At 65.8% G+C, this 17986-nt stretch carries 12 protein-coding genes; 8 read left to right on the top strand and 4 right to left on the bottom strand.

Annotation, left to right across the window (positions count from 1 at the left end; all coding sequences use genetic code 11):
* Window positions 1-14: 14 nt before the first annotated feature.
* The 3 genes from adiC to EDF57_RS25920 are packed head-to-tail and all read right to left on the bottom strand — an operon-like array spanning window position 15 to window position 4466.
* Window positions 15-1538 carry an arginine/agmatine antiporter gene (gene adiC, locus EDF57_RS02265; RefSeq protein ID WP_134092944.1) on the bottom strand — a complete coding sequence of 508 codons (1524 nt, stop codon included), beginning with the start codon at window positions 1536-1538 and terminating at the stop codon, window positions 15-17.
* A 13-nt stretch (window positions 1539-1551) separates the two neighbouring features.
* Complete coding sequence (locus EDF57_RS02260) at window positions 1552-3840, bottom strand: Orn/Lys/Arg decarboxylase N-terminal domain-containing protein (RefSeq protein WP_134092943.1); 2289 nt, start codon at window positions 3838-3840, stop codon at window positions 1552-1554.
* Window positions 3819-4466, bottom strand: a complete 648-nt coding sequence (locus EDF57_RS25920) for a hypothetical protein (RefSeq protein WP_243840835.1) — start codon at window positions 4464-4466, stop codon at window positions 3819-3821. The genes EDF57_RS02260 and EDF57_RS25920 overlap by 22 nt, the downstream gene beginning before the upstream one ends.
* Here EDF57_RS25920 and EDF57_RS02255 point away from each other — a divergent pair.
* The 8 genes from EDF57_RS02255 to EDF57_RS02220 all read left to right on the top strand — a co-directional run bounded on the left by EDF57_RS02255 (window position 4440) and on the right by EDF57_RS02220 (window position 16698).
* Window positions 4440-5768, top strand: a complete 1329-nt coding sequence (locus EDF57_RS02255) for a TolC family protein (RefSeq protein ID WP_243840834.1) — start codon at window positions 4440-4442, stop codon at window positions 5766-5768. The genes EDF57_RS25920 and EDF57_RS02255 overlap by 27 nt on opposite strands.
* Window positions 5765-6805: an efflux RND transporter periplasmic adaptor subunit gene (locus EDF57_RS02250; protein WP_134092941.1), complete on the top strand. Its 1041-nt coding sequence runs from the start codon at window positions 5765-5767 to the stop codon at window positions 6803-6805. Before EDF57_RS02255 ends, EDF57_RS02250 begins: the two co-directional genes overlap by 4 nt.
* Window positions 6802-7947 (top strand): ABC transporter permease, encoded by a 1146-nt coding sequence (locus tag EDF57_RS02245; protein WP_166675161.1) that lies wholly within the window; start codon window positions 6802-6804, stop codon window positions 7945-7947. The genes EDF57_RS02250 and EDF57_RS02245 overlap by 4 nt, the downstream gene beginning before the upstream one ends.
* On the top strand, window positions 7944-9077 hold the full coding sequence (locus EDF57_RS02240; protein WP_134092939.1) for an ABC transporter permease: 1134 nt from the start codon (window positions 7944-7946) through the stop codon (window positions 9075-9077). Before EDF57_RS02245 ends, EDF57_RS02240 begins: the two co-directional genes overlap by 4 nt.
* A gap of 116 nt (window positions 9078-9193) precedes the next feature.
* The gene (locus EDF57_RS02235) at window positions 9194-11482 is read left to right on the top strand and encodes a TonB-dependent receptor (RefSeq protein WP_134092938.1); all 2289 of its coding nucleotides are present in this window, start codon (window positions 9194-9196) and stop codon (window positions 11480-11482) included.
* 41 nt (window positions 11483-11523) lie between these two features.
* Window positions 11524-13158: an alkaline phosphatase D family protein gene (locus tag EDF57_RS02230; RefSeq protein WP_134092937.1), complete on the top strand. Its 1635-nt coding sequence runs from the start codon at window positions 11524-11526 to the stop codon at window positions 13156-13158.
* Window positions 13159-13371: 213 nt separating this feature from the next.
* A complete protein-coding gene (acpA, locus tag EDF57_RS02225) occupies window positions 13372-15054 on the top strand; it encodes an acid phosphatase (RefSeq protein ID WP_134092936.1) in 1683 nt (560 codons plus the stop codon).
* 234 nt (window positions 15055-15288) lie between these two features.
* Complete coding sequence (locus EDF57_RS02220) at window positions 15289-16698, top strand: M20/M25/M40 family metallo-hydrolase (RefSeq protein WP_134092935.1); 1410 nt, start codon at window positions 15289-15291, stop codon at window positions 16696-16698.
* A 36-nt stretch (window positions 16699-16734) separates the two neighbouring features.
* Here EDF57_RS02220 and EDF57_RS02215 read toward each other — a convergent pair whose 3' ends face one another.
* On the bottom strand, window positions 16735-17832 hold the full coding sequence (locus tag EDF57_RS02215) for an acyltransferase (RefSeq protein WP_134092934.1): 1098 nt from the start codon (window positions 17830-17832) through the stop codon (window positions 16735-16737).
* Window positions 17833-17986 lie beyond the last annotated feature (154 nt).

Here is a 17986-nt window from a genome sequence, read left to right as displayed (position 1 = left end):
GTCTTGTCGTTTCCCTATTGGACGCCGGACGGCGCCATCTGCTGCGCGGTTTCCCCGGCCTCTGCCGGCGCCTGTTCGCGTGAACGGAGGTCGAGGTCGTCGTGGCGGCCGACCGATAGCCAGAACATCACGACAAGGGCAACGATCGTGACCCCAAGCGCCAGATAGCGCACCCAGATCGGGGCCTTGCCGCCGGGGTGGATGTGCTTTTCATCCAGATCGCGCTTGCGGGTGATCGATGCGGAGTAGAACACGATGGTGGCGATCACGAAGATCAGCGACCAGCGGGTCTGCTCGCCGTCCGAACCGACCAGCGCGATCATGCAATAGATCGCGCCTGCCAGACCCGCCGCCACGAAGAAAGTGTACTGGCCGTGCGGCATCTTGCCGTAGCCCAGCACCTTAATCGCGATGCACGAATAGATGTAGGGCAGCAGCGTCATGATGACGGCGATCGAGGCGATCTTGCCGAACTGCTGGCTGGCCGTGGGCGACATCGTGGCGAGCACTTGCACGCTCATGATGACGGCCACGATGACGAGGCCGAGCGAGGGCACGCCGCGCTTGTTGACCTTGGCGAAGATGCCGGGGAACAGCCCGTCGTCCGCCGCCGCCTTGGCCGACTGGCCGACCAGCAGGGTCCATCCCGCCAGCGAGCCGAGGCAGCCCACCGCCGCGCAGAGCGCCACGGTGCTGCCCGCGAAGTCGCCCAGTGCCAGGCGCGCGGCGTCGGCAAAGGGCGCGGAAGAAGCGATCAGTTCCTTGTTGGGGATCATGCCCATGATGACCGAGGAGCTGAGCACATAAGCCACCGAGGCCAGCACCACCCCGCCCACCGTCGCGATCGGCACATTGCGCGAGGGATTGGCGACGACGCCTGCCGAGACCGAGGCGCTTTCCACGCCGATGAAGGCCCAGAGCGTGAAGGTCAGCGTGGCCATCACCGCGTTCGGGCTGGACTGGCCGGAGACATTCCAGGCGGAGGAGAAGATCTCCGGCTTGAACCAGAACCAGCCGAACAGCGCCATGCCGAAGATCGGCACCAGCGCGAAGATCGTGGTGAAGCTCTGCAGCCGTCCCACCACTTTGGGGCCCAGGATATTGGCATAGGCGAAGAACCAGATGATCGCGATGGACCCGAAGGCCATCACGATCGGCACTTTCAGCGCGGGGAAGAAGTGGGAGAGATAGCCCAGACCCGCGACGGCCAGCGCCACGTTGCCTACGACGTTGGCCAGCCAGTAGATCAGGTTGGTCTGGTATCCCATGTAGTCGCCGTAAGCCTTGCGGGCAAAGGCATAAGGCCCGCCCGCTGCCGGATCGATGGCGGAAAGCTTGGCGAAGACCAGCGCCAGCGCCACCGCGCCCACCACGGTCAAGAGCCAGCCGATCAGTGCGATCGAGCCGATGGCCGAAAGGTTGGCGGGCAGCATGAACACGCCCGATCCCATCATGTTGCCCGCCACCATCAGGGTGGCGGGAACGAGTCCGATCTTGCCGCTGTCGTCGGCCGCTGCTGTTGCCCCAGTTGTTGCCATCACCGGTCTCCCCTCAGGATTTCTTGACGACCAGGACGTTGTAGACCCCGTCCTCCACTTCCACGCCGTGGGTATCGTGCCCGAAGCCGGGGAAGCGCAGGTCGTATAGCTCCAGCGCCCGCAGATATCCGATCAGCGCGCCCTTGGCGGGGCCGGCATTCTCGCCCGGCATCAGCAGCGGGATGCCCGGGGGATAAGGCACGATGCCGGTGGCGAGGGTGCGCCCGGCCAGATCGTCCAGCGTGACTTTCTCGATATTGCCGCGCACCAGTTCCTCGTAGGCGGAGACCGGGCTCATGTCGGGCTTGGGCAGGATGCCGAAGGCTTCGGACATCGTGGCGGTGGTCTTGAGGTCGCCCATCGCCGCGAACATCAGGTCCGCCAGTTCGCGCAGGCCCATGCCGGAATAGCGCTCCGGATAGTCGGCCACCAGCGAGGGGATCGTGCGCTCCAGCGAGATGTTGGCGTCGTAGTCCTTGCGGAAGTCCAGCAGGGCGTTGATTAACGTGCCCCACTTGCCCTTGGTCACGCCCAGCGAGAACAGGAACAGCACGGTGAAGTCGGTGGTTTTTTCCACCACGATCCCGCGCGCGCCGAGGTAGGAGGTGAGGATGCTGGCGGGAATGCCCACCGCGCGCAAGCTGCCGTCCGGATCCATGCCGGGCGTGAGCACCGAAACCTTGATCGGATCGAGCATGCAGTAGCCCGGCTCGATCTCTCCGAAGCCGTGCCATGCGGCATTGGGCAGCAGTTGCCAGCAGGTGGGATCGGTGGCGAGATGCTCGGGGTCGCATTCATGGAAGGGCACCGTGCGGCCGCGCGCGTCGTGGACTTCGTCCGGCTGCCAGATGTCGAAGAACCAGGCGTTGTCGTCTGCGCTTTCGGCATTGAGGCGGGCGACCATCTGGCGGAAGGCCACTGCTTCGCGGATGGACACATCGGTCAGATGCTCGCCCGAGGAGTCCATCATCGCGGCGGATACGTCGTTGGAGGCGATGATCGGATAGCAGGGCGAGGTGGAGGCATGCATCATGAACGCCTCGTTGAAGCGCGCATGGTCGATCGGATTGCGCCCGTCGCGCACGTGGATCATCGAGGCTTGCGAGAGCGCCGCCAGCAGCTTGTGCGTCGATTGCGTGGCGAAGACGGTAGGCTTGGACTTGTCGCGCGTTTCCGGATCGCCGTGCATGCCGAAGCGTTCGCGGTAGATCGGGTTGAAGCGGGCATAGCCGTACCACGCCTCGTCGAAGTGCAGGCGGTCCACGGTGTCGCCCAGCAGTTCCTCTACGCGAGCGACGTTGTAGCAAAGGCCGTCGTAAGTCGAGTTGGTGATGACGGCGTGGACCGGCTTGGCCCCTTCGGGCGCCAGTGGATTGTCCGCCACCAGCAGGCGCAGATGCGCAGGCGTCAGATGTTCGGGCGGGATCGGGCCGATGATGCCCAGCGCATTGCGCGTAGGCATCAGGTAGCACGGAATCGCGCCCGAAAGCGTCATCGCGTGTTCGACCGACTTGTGGCAGTTGCGATCACACAGCGCGACCTGATCGCGCGTGACCGAGGCCATCAGGATCACGCGGTTCGATGTGGAGGAGCCGTTGGTGACGTAATAAGTGCGATCCGCGCCGAAGACGCCCGCCGCATAGCGCTCACCCGCACCGATCGGGCCGGAGTGATCGAGCAGCGAACCCAGATCGCCGACCGAGATCGACAGGTCCGACCGGAACAGGCTTTCCCCGAAGAACTCGAAGAACGCGCGGCCGGCGGGTGAGGTGAGGAAGGCGGTGCCGCCGGTATGGCCGGGGGTGTGCCACGAATATTCGTAAGTCTGCGCGAACTTCACCAGCGCGCCGAACATCGGCGGCAAGACGGTGGAGCGATAGCGCTCGATCGCGGCGCGGATGCGGCCGCCGATGAAGTCCGCCGTGTCCTCCAGCAGCCAGATGAAGTCGTCCGCCTTGGTCATGGCATCGACGGGAATCTGCGATGCCGCGCTACGATTGGCGACGAGGAAGATCGGTACCGCGGCATTGAACCCGCGCATGGCGTCGAGCACGCGGTGTGCATCGACGTGGTCCTCGGTGAAGCCGAGTTCCCAATCGAGCAGCAGGCACTGGATCGAAGGGTCGGTGGCGGCGATGGCAACGGCGTCCTCGACGTCGTCGGACACGATCACCTCGATCTCGCGTCGCTCCAGTTCATCGACGAGCGCGCCAAGAGCGCGTCCTGCGGCGGAAACATCTTCGAAGTCTTCGCGCACCAAAAGCGCGCGCATCGCCAGTCTCAGGCTCGAACGTGATACCATCTGAAAAGCTCCTCAATCGCGTGATCCAGCCGATCCGGTGATGAGTGTGCTGCAACCGGGGACGCAGCATGCTTTATGTTCTTGGCGACCTGTTCGTTGAGTTCGTGCTTCGGAAAAATGTAAAACCAGGAATAATCGCGGATCGAGCGTGCTTTTTGAGTCGTGATCCGAAATATGACGGAATAAACCGACCGTTCTGATCTGGCAGGCGCCAAATCAATGTCGAAATGCCGGCATCTGTCAGGAAGTGGTGATGACGCGGATACCTCTTTCACATCGCGATTTACCGCGATTCGATTGATCCCGAACACGAGCGAAACATTGATCGAAATAGCTTTTCGTTCAAGGGGAAATATGTAAATTCCTGAGTGTCCCATTTCTGGTGAACCATGATTGCTGGCAGCGATTTTCGAAATGGAATTGTAATTGGCTGGGCCGGCATCTTTGCGATCCTGCTCGCCGGACCCATAACTGCTTTCGCCCAGGTGGGTGGTAAAGAGGCTGTTCAGGACGACGGCGCCGCGGAAACGCTTTCTTTCGATGCCGCGCGCCAGCGGCTGGACCGGGTATCTTCCGCGCTGGGCGCTGCCTCCGACGAATTGAGCGCGGCAGAGTCCACCGCCCATGCCCTCAAGGCGCTGAATCGGCCGGTCGTCTCGGGCTCGGTTTCGGTGATCTCCTATCAGAAATCGCTCTCGGTGGACCTGACCGGGCAGAAGGACAGCTTCAGCAATGCCGCGGGCCAGTTCCTCGAAGGGCTGCCCGGCGAATTTCCGCCGGAGTTCTCGGGGATCGTCCAGCAAGTGACGGGACGTGTGAGCGAGGCGCTGCCGGGCCTGCTCTCGCAGCTTCCGGATGAACTGGACTTTCGCGCGCGGCAGACGGTGATCCGGCCCAATGTCACGGCGGTCATGCCGCTTTACTCGGGCGGTGCGATCCCGGCGATCCAGCACGGCGCCGAGGCCGGGGCGGAGCTGGCGCGTGCCAGGCAGGCGGGCGCGCAGGATCTCTCGCAGGTCCGGCTGGTACAGAGCTATTTCGGCCAGCAACTGGCCGCGGCGCTGCTGGCCTCCGCCACGGGCACTCGCGACGCTTTCGACAAGCACCTCGGCAATGCCCAGGCCCTGTTCCGGGAGGGGGTGATCCCCCGGTCCCGCGTGCTGGAAGTGCAGGTGGCGCGCGATGCGGCGCAGCGCGCGCTGGAACGCGCGGCGATGGAAGAACACAATGCCTCGGATTCGCTGGCCCGGCTTCTCGATGCGAGCGGCGGCGTTCGGCCGACGACGCCGCTGTTCGTCAACGGCAGCGGCCTGGAGCCGCTCGACGATTTCCTCGCTACCGCCACCGGGCCGGGCCAGCCCCAGATGCGCGCGGCACAGGCGACGCGCCATCTGGCGGATTCGGGCGTGGACCTGGCCAAGTCGCGGATGCGGCCTCAGGCTTTCGCGTTCGGATCGTACAATTTCAACCGCAGCGATGCGATTCCGGTCGACCCGGACTGGATCGTCGGCCTGGGCCTGCGCTTCACCCTGCTGTCCAACATAGACCGGCGCGACACGCTCGATGCAGCGAACGCGCGCCAGAGTGCGGCGGAGAATGCGGCGCGCGACATGCGCAAGACCATCGAGATCGAGACCAGCCGCGCCTATAACCTGGTGGAGACCGCGCGCCGATCGTTCCTGCTGCTGGACAGCAACATGAAGGCCGCCGAAGAGAACCTGCGCGTCCACGAGATCGGCTTCCGCGAGGGGGAGGATACCGCGAGCCAGCTTATCGATGCGCGCAACGCTCTCTCCCTGGCGCAGACCCAGCGCATTGCCTCCGCTTACGAATATGTCGTGTCGCTTTCCGCTCTGCTGGTCGCCAGCAATCGCGGGGACAGCTTCCGCGATTACCTCCTCCGACCGGACAGGATCACCGCCCCATGAGCGAAAGCGACGCGCCATCGATCCTTCCGGCAGGAGAAGCCGATGCGGGACCGGAAGGGCGCGACCGTTTTCGCCTGCTGGTGGCAGGGCTGGTCCTGCTGGCCGCCGTGCTCCTGGCAGGCCTGTGGATCGCGGCACGGCCCGCGCCGGACCAGTTGCAGGGCATGGTCGATGCGGACGAGATCAATGTCGCGACCAAGGCGCTGGCGCGGGTCGACCGGCTCCTGGCGGAAGAGGGCGCCACGGTGACCGCCGGCACCGTGCTCGCGATCCTGTCCAGTCCGGAGATCGACGCGGGAAGGCAGCAGGCGCAAGGCGTGCTCGCCGGGGCGGAAGCCATGCGCGATCTTGCCGACAATGGCGCGCGCAAGGAGGATGTGGAATCGCTGCGCGCCGTCTGGCAGGCGGCGCAGGCCGGGGCCGATCTTGCCGCCGTCACCGCGCGCCGGGCGGACAACCTCTATGCGGAAGGCGTGATCGCCGCGCAGCGCCGGGACGAAGCCCGCGCCGCGCGCGATGCCAGCGCCCGGCAGGCCGAGGCGGCAAGGTTGCAATATGTGAAGGCGCAGTCCGGCGCCCGTGCCGAGGAAAAGGCCGCCGCCCAGGCGCAAGTGCAAGTGGCGAAGGCGGGGGTTTCGATTGCCGATGCGCTGGGCGCGGAAAAGACGCTGATCGCCCCCATCGGCGGCGAAGTGACACGGCGGTTGGCCGAGCCCGGCGAGATCGTCGGTCCGGCAGTTCCGGTGTTCCAGATCATCAACACCGCCCATCCCTGGGTCGCGCTCAACTTGCGGGAAAATCAGTTCAATTCGCTGCAGAAGGGTCAGGAGCTGATGGGCCGCATTCCGGCCCTGGAAAACCGCAAGGCGCGGTTCCGCGTCATTTACATCAGCCCGCAGGGCGATTTCGCGACATGGCGGGCGACGCGCCAGTCCTCCGGCTTCGACGTGCGCAGCTTCGAGATCCGCCTGCGTCCGGGCGAAGCGATCAAGGGTCTGCGTCCGGGCATGAGCGTGTTGTTCGACTGGCCGCAATGAGCACTCCCAGCCCCGGCTATCGTGCTGCCCTGCGCCGCGAACTGGCGCATCTGCGCCGCGATCGCTGGGACCTGGGAATGCTCACGCTGTTTCCGGCCCTGGCGATCCTGATCGTGGCGGCCATGCTGATCGCGGGCGTCCCCCGCGCCTTGCCCGTTGCCGTGGTGGACGAGGACAACGGCACCCTCAGTCGCGCCATCGTCCGGGCCGTGAGCGCAAGCCCCGCGGTAACCATTGCCGAGCGGCCGGAGACTTGCGCCCTGGCTGAGCGCTCTGCACGGGCCGGGCGGGTCTGGGCCATCCTGCTGATCCCGCGCGGGGTGAGCGAGGGGCTGGAGCGGCAGACCACGCCGGCCATCCAGATCTTCTACAACGCCTCTTTCCTGACCATCGGCGCAAGCGCGGAATCCGGCATCCGCTCGGCCGTCGGCGCGGTCCTGGCTGAGCGCGGGCTCGACGCAGCGCGGGCGAGGGGGCTGCCGGCGATCCGAATTCGACCACCCGTGGTCCAGGCGACCGTCCTGTTCAATCCCCAGACCAGCTTCGAATGGTATCTTCAGGCGCTGATCCAGCCCGCCGTGCTGCACCTTCTTGCCGGCTGCGTCGCCGTGATGGCCATGGGGCGCGAGTTGCAGGGCCGTTCGCTGGCACAGTGGAAAGCGGAGACCGGCGGAGGGCTCCCGGCGCTGCTGGGCAAGCTCACGCCCTATGTCGGGGTGCTCTCGATCTGGGGGCTGGTCTGGATGATCTGGCTGGTAGGCGTTCGCGGCTGGACGATGAACGGCAGCCTGCTGCTGACCCTGGCCGCGCAGGCCCTGCTCATCGCCGGGACGGCGGCGCTCTCCGCCTTGCTGGTGATTGGCGTGCGCAAGCCCAGCTTCGCCTTTTCGGCGACGGCGCTCTACGCCGGATCGGCGCTGGCCTATTCGGGCGGGACGCTGCCGCTGGGCGGGGGATCCGTCTTCGCGCGGGGCTGGAGCCAGGCGCTGCCTTTCACCCATTACTTGCGCCTGCAGATGGACCAGTTCCTGGGCGCGCCGGTTTCGCTGGCGCTTCCGCAGATCGGCGTGCTGTCGCTCTATCTCGTCGTGCCGCTGGGCCTTTGTCTGCTGCTGCTGCGCAAGCCGGAGCAGGCGGCGTGACATTCGCGCAGGGCTTCGTCTCCGTCTTCCGCGCGGTGCTATCGACGTTCGCGCTGGCCTCGATCGTGGTTCTCGCGGTGGTTCTATACGGTTTCTACTACCCCGCGCCTTATGCCCACCAGACCGCGCGCCAGCTTCCGGTGGTGGTCGTGGACCAGGAGCGCAGCACGCTGACCCGCGCCTTGGTGCGCAAGCTGTCCGACATGCGGGAAGTCCGCGTGGCGGGAGAGGCGCTCTCGATTCACGAGGCTGAGCAGCGCGTGCGCCGCCGCGAGGCGGACGGGATACTCCTGCTGCCGCACGGCCTTACCCGCAGCCTGCTGACCGGCGCACCGGGCAGCGCCGGGGGCGGCGGCATCGGCATATGGGTCAACGGCACGTACCTGATCCGCGCGAAGGACATAGGCGGGGCTATCCAGGCCGCGGCGCTGGCCGTGGCTGCCGAGCGCCTTGGACCTCTGGCGCAAGGGCTGCACTTGCGCGCGCCGGTCGCCGTGGTCGAGCGGCCGCTGTTCAACACCCGCGAAGGCTATGCGGACTACGTCTTCCCGGCCGTGGCCGCGATCATCCTCCAGCAGACCCTGCTGTTCGGCACGGCCATGCTCGCAGCGGGCATGGCCGCCGAAATGCGCGAAGGCCGGGCACCCCCGCTCTCGCCGCAAGGCTTTCTCGGCACCTGGTGCGCGCTGAGCCTGATCGGCTGCCTGGCGGCGCTGTTCTATTTCGGTTGGATATTCTGGTACCAGGACGTTCCGAGAGCGGGCAACCCGGCCGCTCTGCTCATGGCCGTACCGCTCTTCGCCGCGGCCGTTTCTGCCCTGGGCCTGCTGCTCGGCAGCCTGTTCGACAGCGCCGACCGCGCCTTGCAAGTGTTGATCCCCAGCTCGATCATCCTGTTTTTCCTGGCCGGCGCGGCCTGGCCGCTTTCCGCCATGCCCCGCTGGGTGGCGGGGCTGGCCCACCTCTCGCCCGCGACATCCGGTGCGCAAGCCTTCCTGCGCCTCAATGAGATGGGCGCCAGCCTCGGGCAGGTTCTGCCGCAGCTTGCGGGCCTCGTGGTGCTGAGCCTTGTCTACGGCGCCATGGCCGCCTGGCGGCTGACCGGCACGGCCTGTCGCCGCCGTTCCTGACCGCAGGGACCGACCCGGCCGGGCGGCATCAAACCGTCATCAGACCGCCATCCAACCTTCATCTGCCGCGCGTACCCCGCCGAGCCGTAAGGCAATTGATCTCAGGGGAAACGGCAATGAAATTCGGCACTTGCGTGGCAACTCTTCTCGCGGGCACGGCCCTGGCCGGCGTTCCTGCAACCGTTTACGCAGCCGAGGCCGACGTGGCCGCAGGCGAAGACCCCAATGCCATCATCGTCACCTCCCAGAAGATCGAGCAGCGCGCCGTCGATGTTCCCATCACGCTTTCCGTCCAGACCGGAGAGCGCATGCGCGAACTGGGCGTCACGGACATCGGCGAACTGTCAAACTACGTTCCCGGCCTCAATGTGCAGGTGCAGAGCGCCAACAACCCCGGCTTCGTGATCCGCGGCATCACCTCCGACAGCGGCTCGGCCCAGCAGGGGCCGCGCGTCACCCTGTACTACAACGGCATCGACATCTCGCGTTCGCGCGGCGCTTACCAGGGCATCTACGATCTCGACCGCGTCGAAGTCGTGAAGGGGCCGCAGGCGACCCTGTTCGGCACGGCCGCGACGATCGGCGCGATCAGCTTCGTTTCGGCCAAGCCGCAAGCCGGAACCTCGGCATCCCTGACGGGCGCCTACGGCAACCTGAATGCCTACCGCGTCGAAGGCTTCGTAAACGCGGGCAACGACGTCATCGCGGCGCGCATCGCCGGCCAGTGGAAGAAGCGCGACGGCTATATCGAGAACCTCGCACCCGGCCAGGACGATCTCTATGCGCAGGACCAGCTCGGCCTGCGCGGTTCGCTTCGCTACACGCCCACTACCGACTTTACCGCGGACCTGACGTTCACTTACGACCGCCAGCGCAATTCGGGCACGCCGTTCCTGTCGAAGAACCTCGGCTCGACTTCGGTGAACGGCCTTTACGACGCGGCCTATCTCGGCGGCTCGCCGCTCTCCGGCGAAGTGCTGGGTGCCGACAAGCTCGGGCTGAACCGCGACGTCTATGACGGCAACCTCACCCTGAGCTGGGATTTCTCGGACGGCTGGAACTTCACCACGGTCAACGGCTACCGCCATTTCGATGCGCTGGAAGTCTTCGATGCCGACGGTTCGGCCGCCTGGTATCTCGAATTCGCGGAGCGCGCCAAGGGCTGGCAGGCGAGCCACGAGGGCCGCTTCACGTATAGCGACGACCAGTGGCGCGCCTCGTTCGGCTGGAACTACTTCATCGAGGACAGCTCGCAGTACGTGCCGCTGTCTTCGGAGCTGGGCACTTACCTTCAGTGCAGCGCCAACCTGATCCCGGGCCTGGGCTGCGTCGCTGCCGACAACACCGTCAATGCCGGGCGCGCCACCTCGTTGCTCACCGGCGGCGCCTTCACCGCAGTGCCCTATTCCAGCTGGTACAAGAATGAGGGCCGAAACCAGTCCTGGTCGATGTTCGGCGATGTCACCTGGAAGCCAGCGCCCGCACTGGAACTGACCGCCGGCGCGCGCGTGCTGATCGAGAAGCGCCGTTCGGGCTATTCCGCCAATCAGCCCGACGCCCCGGTCTATGGTCAGCCGCTGCTGCCGCTGGTGGATACCGACGGGCAGACCTTCTACGCCCGCAAGTCCTACGCCGCGATCCTTCCACGCTTCAACGCGCTCTATCACCTGACCCCCGGCCTCAATCTCTACGCGACCATTTCGGAGGGACGCCGCTCGCCGGTGGTCCAGCTCTCGGCTGCGGCAGGTCCGGTGGCCGACCTGGACCTCATCAAGTCCGAGACGGTCTGGAACTACGAGGCGGGCATCAAGGGCACCGTGGGCATGTTCTCCGGTTCGCTGGGCGTTTATTACGACAAGTACAGCAATTTCCAGGTCTCGGTGCTCAACGCGACGACCGGCGTTGCCCGTACCGAGAGCGCGGGCTCGGCGTCCAACCTGGGCGTCGAGGCTGAACTCGAAGCGCGCTTCACCGACTGGCTGAGCGCCTTCGGCAATGTCGGCTTCATCAGCGGCGGCATCGACGACAAGGCAGCCAACGGCGTCTATGCCGGCGACCAGTTCCGTCTTCAGCCGAAGTGGCAGTGGGCTGCCGGGTTCAACCTCAACCTGCCGGTTACGCAGAGCGTGAACGTGTTCCTGACGCCGAGCGTGACCTACCGCAGCAAGATCTACTTCGAGATCCCCAACAGGGAAGCGATCAGCCAGGGGCCGGTCACGCTGGTGAACCTGCGCGGCGGCGTCTCGTTCATGGACGGCAAGTTCCAGGTCGCCGGCTATGCCCGCAACCTCACGGACAAGAAGTACCTGCTCGATGCGGGCAACACCGGCGGGTCGTTCGGCTACCCGACCTTCATCCCGGCCGAGCCGCGCACGTACGGCATCGAAATCACGGCGCGGTACTGACCGCTTTCCGCGCCGCTGCCTCGATAACCAAGGACAAGACCATGACACTTCAACTCGATCGGCGCCTGCTGCTTCAGGCAGGCGCCTTCGGGCTCGCCGCGCTCTCGACGCCCGGCGTCGCCCAGATCCTCACCGCGCGCGGCTTCACGCACGGCGTGGCGAGCGGCGAGCCGGCGGCCGGTTCGGTGCTGCTCTGGACCCGCTACGTCGGCAGCGGCGACACGAAGCTGCGCTGCGAACTTTCGGCGGACGAGAGCTTCCGCAAGGTGGCAGGCGGCGGCGAAACGATCGCCTCGCCCGCACATGACAATTGCGCCAAGCTGGTGGTGTCCGGCCTCGCGCCCGGCAAGTGGTACTACTACCGCTTCATCGCGCCGGACGGCACGAAGAGCGAAACCGGCCGCACGCGCACGCTGCCGGTGGGCGACGTCGACCGCTTCGGCATCGGCCTGTTCTCGTGCTCGAACATGCCGTTCGGCTGGTTCAACGCTTATGCCCATGCCGCCACGCGCGACGATCTCGACCTGATCGTCCATGTCGGCGACTATTTCTACGAATACGAATACGGCCATTATCCCGAACAGCCGATGGCTGGCCGCCCGATCGAGCCGCAGAACGAGACGGTCTCGCTGGCCGACTACCGCCTTCGTTTCGCGAGCTACCGCCTCGACCCGGACTTGCGCCGCCTCCACCAGCGCTTCCCGATGATCGCGCAGTGGGACGATCACGAATTCGCCAACGATACCTGGAAGGGCGGGGCGGAGAACCACCAGCCCGACAAGGAAGGCGAATGGTCGGTCCGCCGCGCCGCGGCCGAGAAGGCTTACCGCGAGTGGATGCCGGTTTCCGACGCCCTCTACGACAGCTTCCAGATCGGCTCGCTGGCCACGCTGTTCCGCCCCGAAACCCGTGTGAGCGAGCGCATGCAGCAGCTCGACTTCGGCGCCGTGATCGCGGGCGCGGCCAAGGGCGGTCCAGCGGAGATCGGCCGGGCCCTGGCCCAGTTCCGCGACGGCCCGTGGATGTCCAAGGACCGCACGCTGATGGGCGCGCAGCAGGAGAACTGGCTCTACAAGGGCCTGATCGATTCCGCGAAGTCGGGCACGCGCTGGCAGATCCTGGCGCAGCAGATCGTCATGGGTTCGCTGAAGGCGCCGCCGCAGATGGCAGACCTCGTGCCCTCGGGCGGAGACCCCAAAGTCCGCCAGGCACTCATGGCCATCGCCGCTGCCTCGCAGGCGGGCCTGCCGTTCAACATGGACTCCTGGGACGGCTATCCGGCTGCCCGCGACCGCCTGCTGCGCACGGCGCGCCAGGCCGATTGCAACCTCGTGGTTCTGGCGGGCGACAGCCACAATGCCTGGGGCAGCGAACTCTCGGTGGACGGATCGGCAGCGGGCGTCGAATATGCCGGCCACTCCGTCACCTCGCCGGGCTTCGAGGCTTACCTGCCGTCGGTGCCCGCGGCCGACCTCTCCAAGGCGCTGCGCGCGGCGAACCCGGGGCTGGCTTTCGCCGATACCAGCCGCCGCGGCTACGTCTCGCTCCAGATGACGCCGGAGCAGGTTCGCGGCGAATGGCATTTCATGGGCACGATCGCCCAGCACACCACCGCCGGCACGACCAGCGAAGGTCTGACGGTGAACTGGAACGAACGCCGCTTCGCCAAGGCCTGACGCGATCGGGCGGTTCGTCAGCCATGCCGAACCGCCCATCACGGCGCGAGGGGAGCGCTCGTTCAATGCGCCGGCCCGCCCGCTGGCCGATCAAGCTCGCCCTGGTTTCAAGGTCGAGTTCAAAATCAGGTATGATACAAAATATCATATTGGTTGACGCGCCTTGATCCGGGTCGCAAACAGCCGGGAATTCCTCTCCCCCAAGGACTTTCCATGACCGATTCCGATCTTCCCGAACCGCAGGCCGATGCCTCCGTGGTGCGTCCGGACCGCCGCGACTTCCTGGGCGGACTGGCAGCAGCGCTGGGCGCCGCCGCCGTCGCCGGATCTCCTGGAGAAGCGGCCGCCGCAACGAAGCAGGCGCGCAAGAACAGCGCCGCTCCGGTCAGCGACGCCCGGCTGCGCGAAGCGATCGATACCGTGGTCGTGATCTATGCGGAGAACCGCAGCTTCAACAATCTCTTCGCCGATTTTCCCGGCCTCGAACAGCCGCTGGCCTCCGTCCCGGCCGAGCGCACGGCTCAGCGCGACCGTGACGGCAAGGTCATGGGGAAGCTGCCGAAGATCTGGGAAGGCCTCGTCCCCAGCAAGCAGGTGGTCGAGCATACCGAGTACCTGATCGGCCCGGATGACCTCGGCCCGATCGCCAACGGTCCCTTTGCGCTGAAGACGCCCGAGGGCGACCCCTTGCCGCATGGCCTGGTCACGCGTGACCTCGTTCACGCCTTCTACCAGAACCAGTGGCAGATCAACGGCGGCCGTAACGACGGTTTCGCGGCCTGGGGAGACAGCGGCGCGCTGGTCATGGGCCATTACGGCGACATGCGCGCGCAATTGCGTCTCTGGCAGATCGCGCGGGAATTCACGCTCTGCGACAATTTCTTCATGGGTGCGTTCGGGGGCTCTTTCCTCAACCACCAGTACCTGATCAGCGCCCAGCCGCCGTTCTATCCCGACGCTGACAAGAGCCCCGCGGCCAAGCGCATCGCGCAAGTCGAAGGCAGCGATCCCAAGGGCATCAAGCTCAAGCTCGATCCCAAGACCCCGGCCAGCGCCATGGACGGCCCGGCCATGTTCTCCGCCAGCACGCTCTCGCCCGACTTCTGGGCCGTGAACACGATGCTGCCCCCCTATGCGCCGACTTATGAACTCGATCCCGAGAAGCCGGGTTATGCCAATGCCGCCAGCGGACACACGCTCGTGCCGCAGCATCACAAGACCATCGGCGACATGCTCTCCGCGCGGAATGTGGACTGGGCCTGGTATGCGGGCGGGTGGAATGCCGCGCTCGAAGGCAAGATGAACGATGCCGCGTTCCCCTCGCGGCCGAACTTCCAGCCGCATCATCAGCCGCTGAACTATTACGAGCGCTTCGCGCCCGGTTCGCCGGACCGCGCCAAGCACTTGCGCGACGGCGGAGAGGGCAGCACCGCGCGCACCAACCGCCTCCTGGCCGATGCCGAGGCCGGCAAGCTTCCCGCGGTCAGCTTCTACAAGCCGCAGGGCAACCTCAACATGCATGCCGGCTATTCCGACATCGACGCCGGAGATCGCCACATCGCCGCGGTTATCGACGGTCTGCGCGAGAGCCCGCAATGGGAACGCATGCTGGTGGTCATCACGTTCGACGAGAACGGTGGGTGGTGGGATCACGTCGCGCCGCCGAAGGGCGATCGCTGGGGGCCGGGAACGCGTATTCCGGCCGTCGTCGTCTCCCCTCATGCGAAGAAGGGCGCCGTGGACCATACGATCTACGATACGGGCTCGATCGCCCGCTTCCTGACACGCCGCTTCGGTCTGGAGAAACTGCCGGGCCTGACCATGCGTGAAGACGCCATGATCGCCGCGGGCGGCGTGGCGCCTGGGGACCTTACCGGCGCGCTCGATCTGGCCTGAGCACCTGACGATCAGCGGGCGGCGGCCGTGCCGAAGCCCGCAGCCATTCCTGAAAGCCGGGAAGGGGGGCGGAAGCGGGAGGACGCGCAAAAGAGGTGCGTCCTCTCCTGGAATGCGACAGAGTATTGACGTTCGGCCCGATTCTCCATCGGGCATGCTCAATCACTTCGGATCGCAACGTCACTTCCGATCGCAATACCACTTGCGATCGCAGTACCAGGGGGCAAAATATTCATGCGGGCTATCGCATCCACCGTCTTCACGCTCGGTGCCGTTCTGGCGGGCGCCACTGTCGCCCAGGCCGCACCCAAGGCCTATCCCGAGGCCGAAAAGCAGGTTCTCGAAATATCGAAGCAGGCCATCGCCCTGCGCTCCGTCGAAGGCGAGGGTAACAAGACCCGCGAAGTCGCCGAACTGTTCCGCAAGGAACTGCTCGCGAACGGCTGGACCGCCAAGGACATCGAGATCGTCCCTCACAAGGACACCGCCTACCTGATCGCAACCTGGCCCGGCAGCGATCCTTCGCTGCGGCCCCTGGTCGTCTCCGCGCACATGGACGTGGTGGAAGCCAAGCCCGCCGATTGGGAGCGCGATCCCTTCACCCCCGTGGTCGAGAACGGCTACCTCTACGGACGCGGTGCCAGCGACACCAAGTTCGAAGCGGTGCTGGCGATGGAATCGATGATCGCCTTGCGCAAGCAGGGCTTCAAGCCCAGGCGCACTCTCGTCATCGCCTACTCGGGCGACGAGGAAACCTCGATGGCGACATCGAAGCTGATCGCGGAGCGGCTGAAGAACGCCGAACTCGTGCTCAACGTCGATGGTGCTTCGGGCACGCTTTCGGAGAAGACGGGCAAGCCCTCGTTCTGGTCATGGCAGGGTGCCGAGAAGACTTACGTCGACTACCAGATCGAGGTTACCAATCCCGGCGGGCACAGCTCGGCGCCCCGCACGGAGAACGCGATCGTCCAGCTGTCGCAGGCACTGGAACGGATCGGCAGCTATCACTTCAAGCCCGAGCTGAACGACATCACCCGCGCTTACTGGGTCGAGGCTGCCAAGCTGGAGCCCGATGCTACCCTGGCCGGCGCCATGCGCGCCTTTGCCGCCAATCCCGGCGATGAAGCCGCGCTCAAGGTGCTGCGCGCCAATCCCTCCATGGTCGGCCGCACGGGCACGACTTGCGTTGCGACGATGATCTCGGGCGGCCATGCCCAGAACGCCTTGCCCCAGCGCGCCACGGCCAACATCAACTGCCGCATCTTCCCCGGGCACACGCGCGAGGAGATCATGACGGAACTGGAAAAGGTGGCGAACATGCCCGCGGCCAAGTTCTCCGACGCGACCGGGGACGCCTCGACGATGTCGCCGGCTTCGCCGATGCGGCCGGACTTCGTGGCCGCGACGCGCAAGGCGGTGACAGCGGCCTGGGGACCGATCCCGATCATCCCCTCGCAGGCTTCGGGCGCCTCGGATTCGATGTGGTATCGCGCGATGGGCGTGCCAAGCTACGGCGCCAGCGCTTCGATGATGAAGGACTCCGACGAGTTCGCCCACGGCCTCAACGAGCGCCTGCCGCTGCTCAATGTGCGGCCCGGCATCACGTACTACATTAGCCTCTACACCGATCTCGCGGGAAAGTGAGCGCGGCCTGAAACGGGGGAAGCAGGGACTGGCGGCTCAGGTGGCCGCCAGCTTCCTCCTGCTCAGCCTGCCGCCGCTGAGGATGCGGGCAGGCCCCGGAGCGGCGCGGCTGAGCAGGGTGCCCAGAAGCACCACCGCCAGCAGGACGATCAACGGCTGGGCCACCAGGTAGACCGGGTATAGCGGCGAGCCGAGGGTGCCGAACAGGCGGCCGAGAAGCGGCCCGCCCAGCCAGATCAGGATGAGGTGCGAGCAGAACAGGAAGAACGCGAAAGGCTCGATCTTCAGCAGCGGCGTTCGCACCACGGTTCCGGCCAGACCCCAGGATATGCGCCAGTAGGCAAGGGCGGCCGAGATCCGCACCGCAAGGTCCAGCGTGGCGGCGGGCAGGCTGATCGGGGACCAGTCGACGACGAGCGTGAAGTAAAGTTGCACCGCGGTCAGCACGGCGAAAGGCGTGAGGGCAGCGGAGAGCGGCCAGGCCGCGATCCGGTCGGCCAGGTTCTCGCGCCGGGCAATGATGCCTAGGGTGAAGAAGAACGGGATCGATGCGCGCATGAACACCGGCGGACCGTAGCCGCCGATCTGGCACAGCGCTGCCACCAGGGCGATGGCGAAGAGCGTGCGCTTGCCGCAGCGAACCAGCAGCGGCGCCAGCAGCATGCAGAGGAACAGGTCACGCAGGAACGGCATCTGGACATTGATGTCAGGGTTGCGGCTGGCGATGAAGATTTCCTGGAAGATCCAGTCCATCGATTGCGGCGTAGGCGCCGCCAGCTTGGTCGCGACCGCGGCTCCGGATACGAGCAGGATCGCGAGCGCGTTCCAGAGCAGCATCGGCAGGAGAATGGTCTTGGCCTTGCGGCCGACATGGCTGGCCCAGTCGAAGGTCCGGCTCGATCCCGCTACCAGCCAGCCGGAAATGAGGCCCAGCAGAGGCACGGCGCTGCGTCCGAACACGTCCATCAGCACCCACCGCAGATTTTCCTGCGGCGTGCCATGGGCAAGCTGAAGGTCATATCCGGTCAGCCCGGTCCAGGCGTGGACATAGACGACCCCGAGTATACAGATCACGCGTGCAACGGATATTGCATCGGACCTGCGCCGTACGTCGGTATTGAGTATTCCGGACAAATGATTTTCCTGGCTTTTTGGCAACCCGCCGAACTGCTTTCACATGCCCGCGAGGAAGCGGGCGAGTAAAAACGGTTCGTCTACTTGCCTCAAACCAATTACGGCCAATCGGGTCTGTCTCTATTCGGCCAGATGACCGAGAGAAGGGATGAAG

The organism is Novosphingobium sp. PhB55 (genome assembly GCF_004368805.1).
In the GTDB taxonomy this organism is placed as follows: domain Bacteria; phylum Pseudomonadota; class Alphaproteobacteria; order Sphingomonadales; family Sphingomonadaceae; genus Novosphingobium.
The sequence above is the reverse complement of the archived record's forward strand: the minus strand, read 5'-3'. Positions and strand labels throughout refer to the sequence as shown.

What these genes read in the sequence shown, in the direction of transcription:
- adiC (WP_134092944.1), bottom strand. Translation starts at nt 1,538, where the DNA reads ATGGCAACAACTGGGGCAACAGCAGCGGCCGACGACAGCGGCAAGATC.
- EDF57_RS02260 (WP_134092943.1), bottom strand. Translation starts at nt 3,840, where the DNA reads ATGGTATCACGTTCGAGCCTGAGACTGGCGATGCGCGCGCTTTTGGTG.
- EDF57_RS25920 (WP_243840835.1), bottom strand. Translation starts at nt 4,466, where the DNA reads ATGGGCGGTGGACTCTGCCGCGCTCAATTCGTCGGAGGCAGCGCCCAG.
- EDF57_RS02250 (WP_134092941.1), top strand. Translation starts at nt 5,765, where the DNA reads ATGAGCGAAAGCGACGCGCCATCGATCCTTCCGGCAGGAGAAGCCGAT.
- EDF57_RS02245 (WP_166675161.1), top strand. Translation starts at nt 6,802, where the DNA reads ATGAGCACTCCCAGCCCCGGCTATCGTGCTGCCCTGCGCCGCGAACTG.
- EDF57_RS02235 (WP_134092938.1), top strand. Translation starts at nt 9,194, where the DNA reads ATGAAATTCGGCACTTGCGTGGCAACTCTTCTCGCGGGCACGGCCCTG.
- EDF57_RS02230 (WP_134092937.1), top strand. Translation starts at nt 11,524, where the DNA reads ATGACACTTCAACTCGATCGGCGCCTGCTGCTTCAGGCAGGCGCCTTC.
- acpA (WP_134092936.1), top strand. Translation starts at nt 13,372, where the DNA reads ATGACCGATTCCGATCTTCCCGAACCGCAGGCCGATGCCTCCGTGGTG.
- EDF57_RS02220 (WP_134092935.1), top strand. Translation starts at nt 15,289, where the DNA reads ATGCGGGCTATCGCATCCACCGTCTTCACGCTCGGTGCCGTTCTGGCG.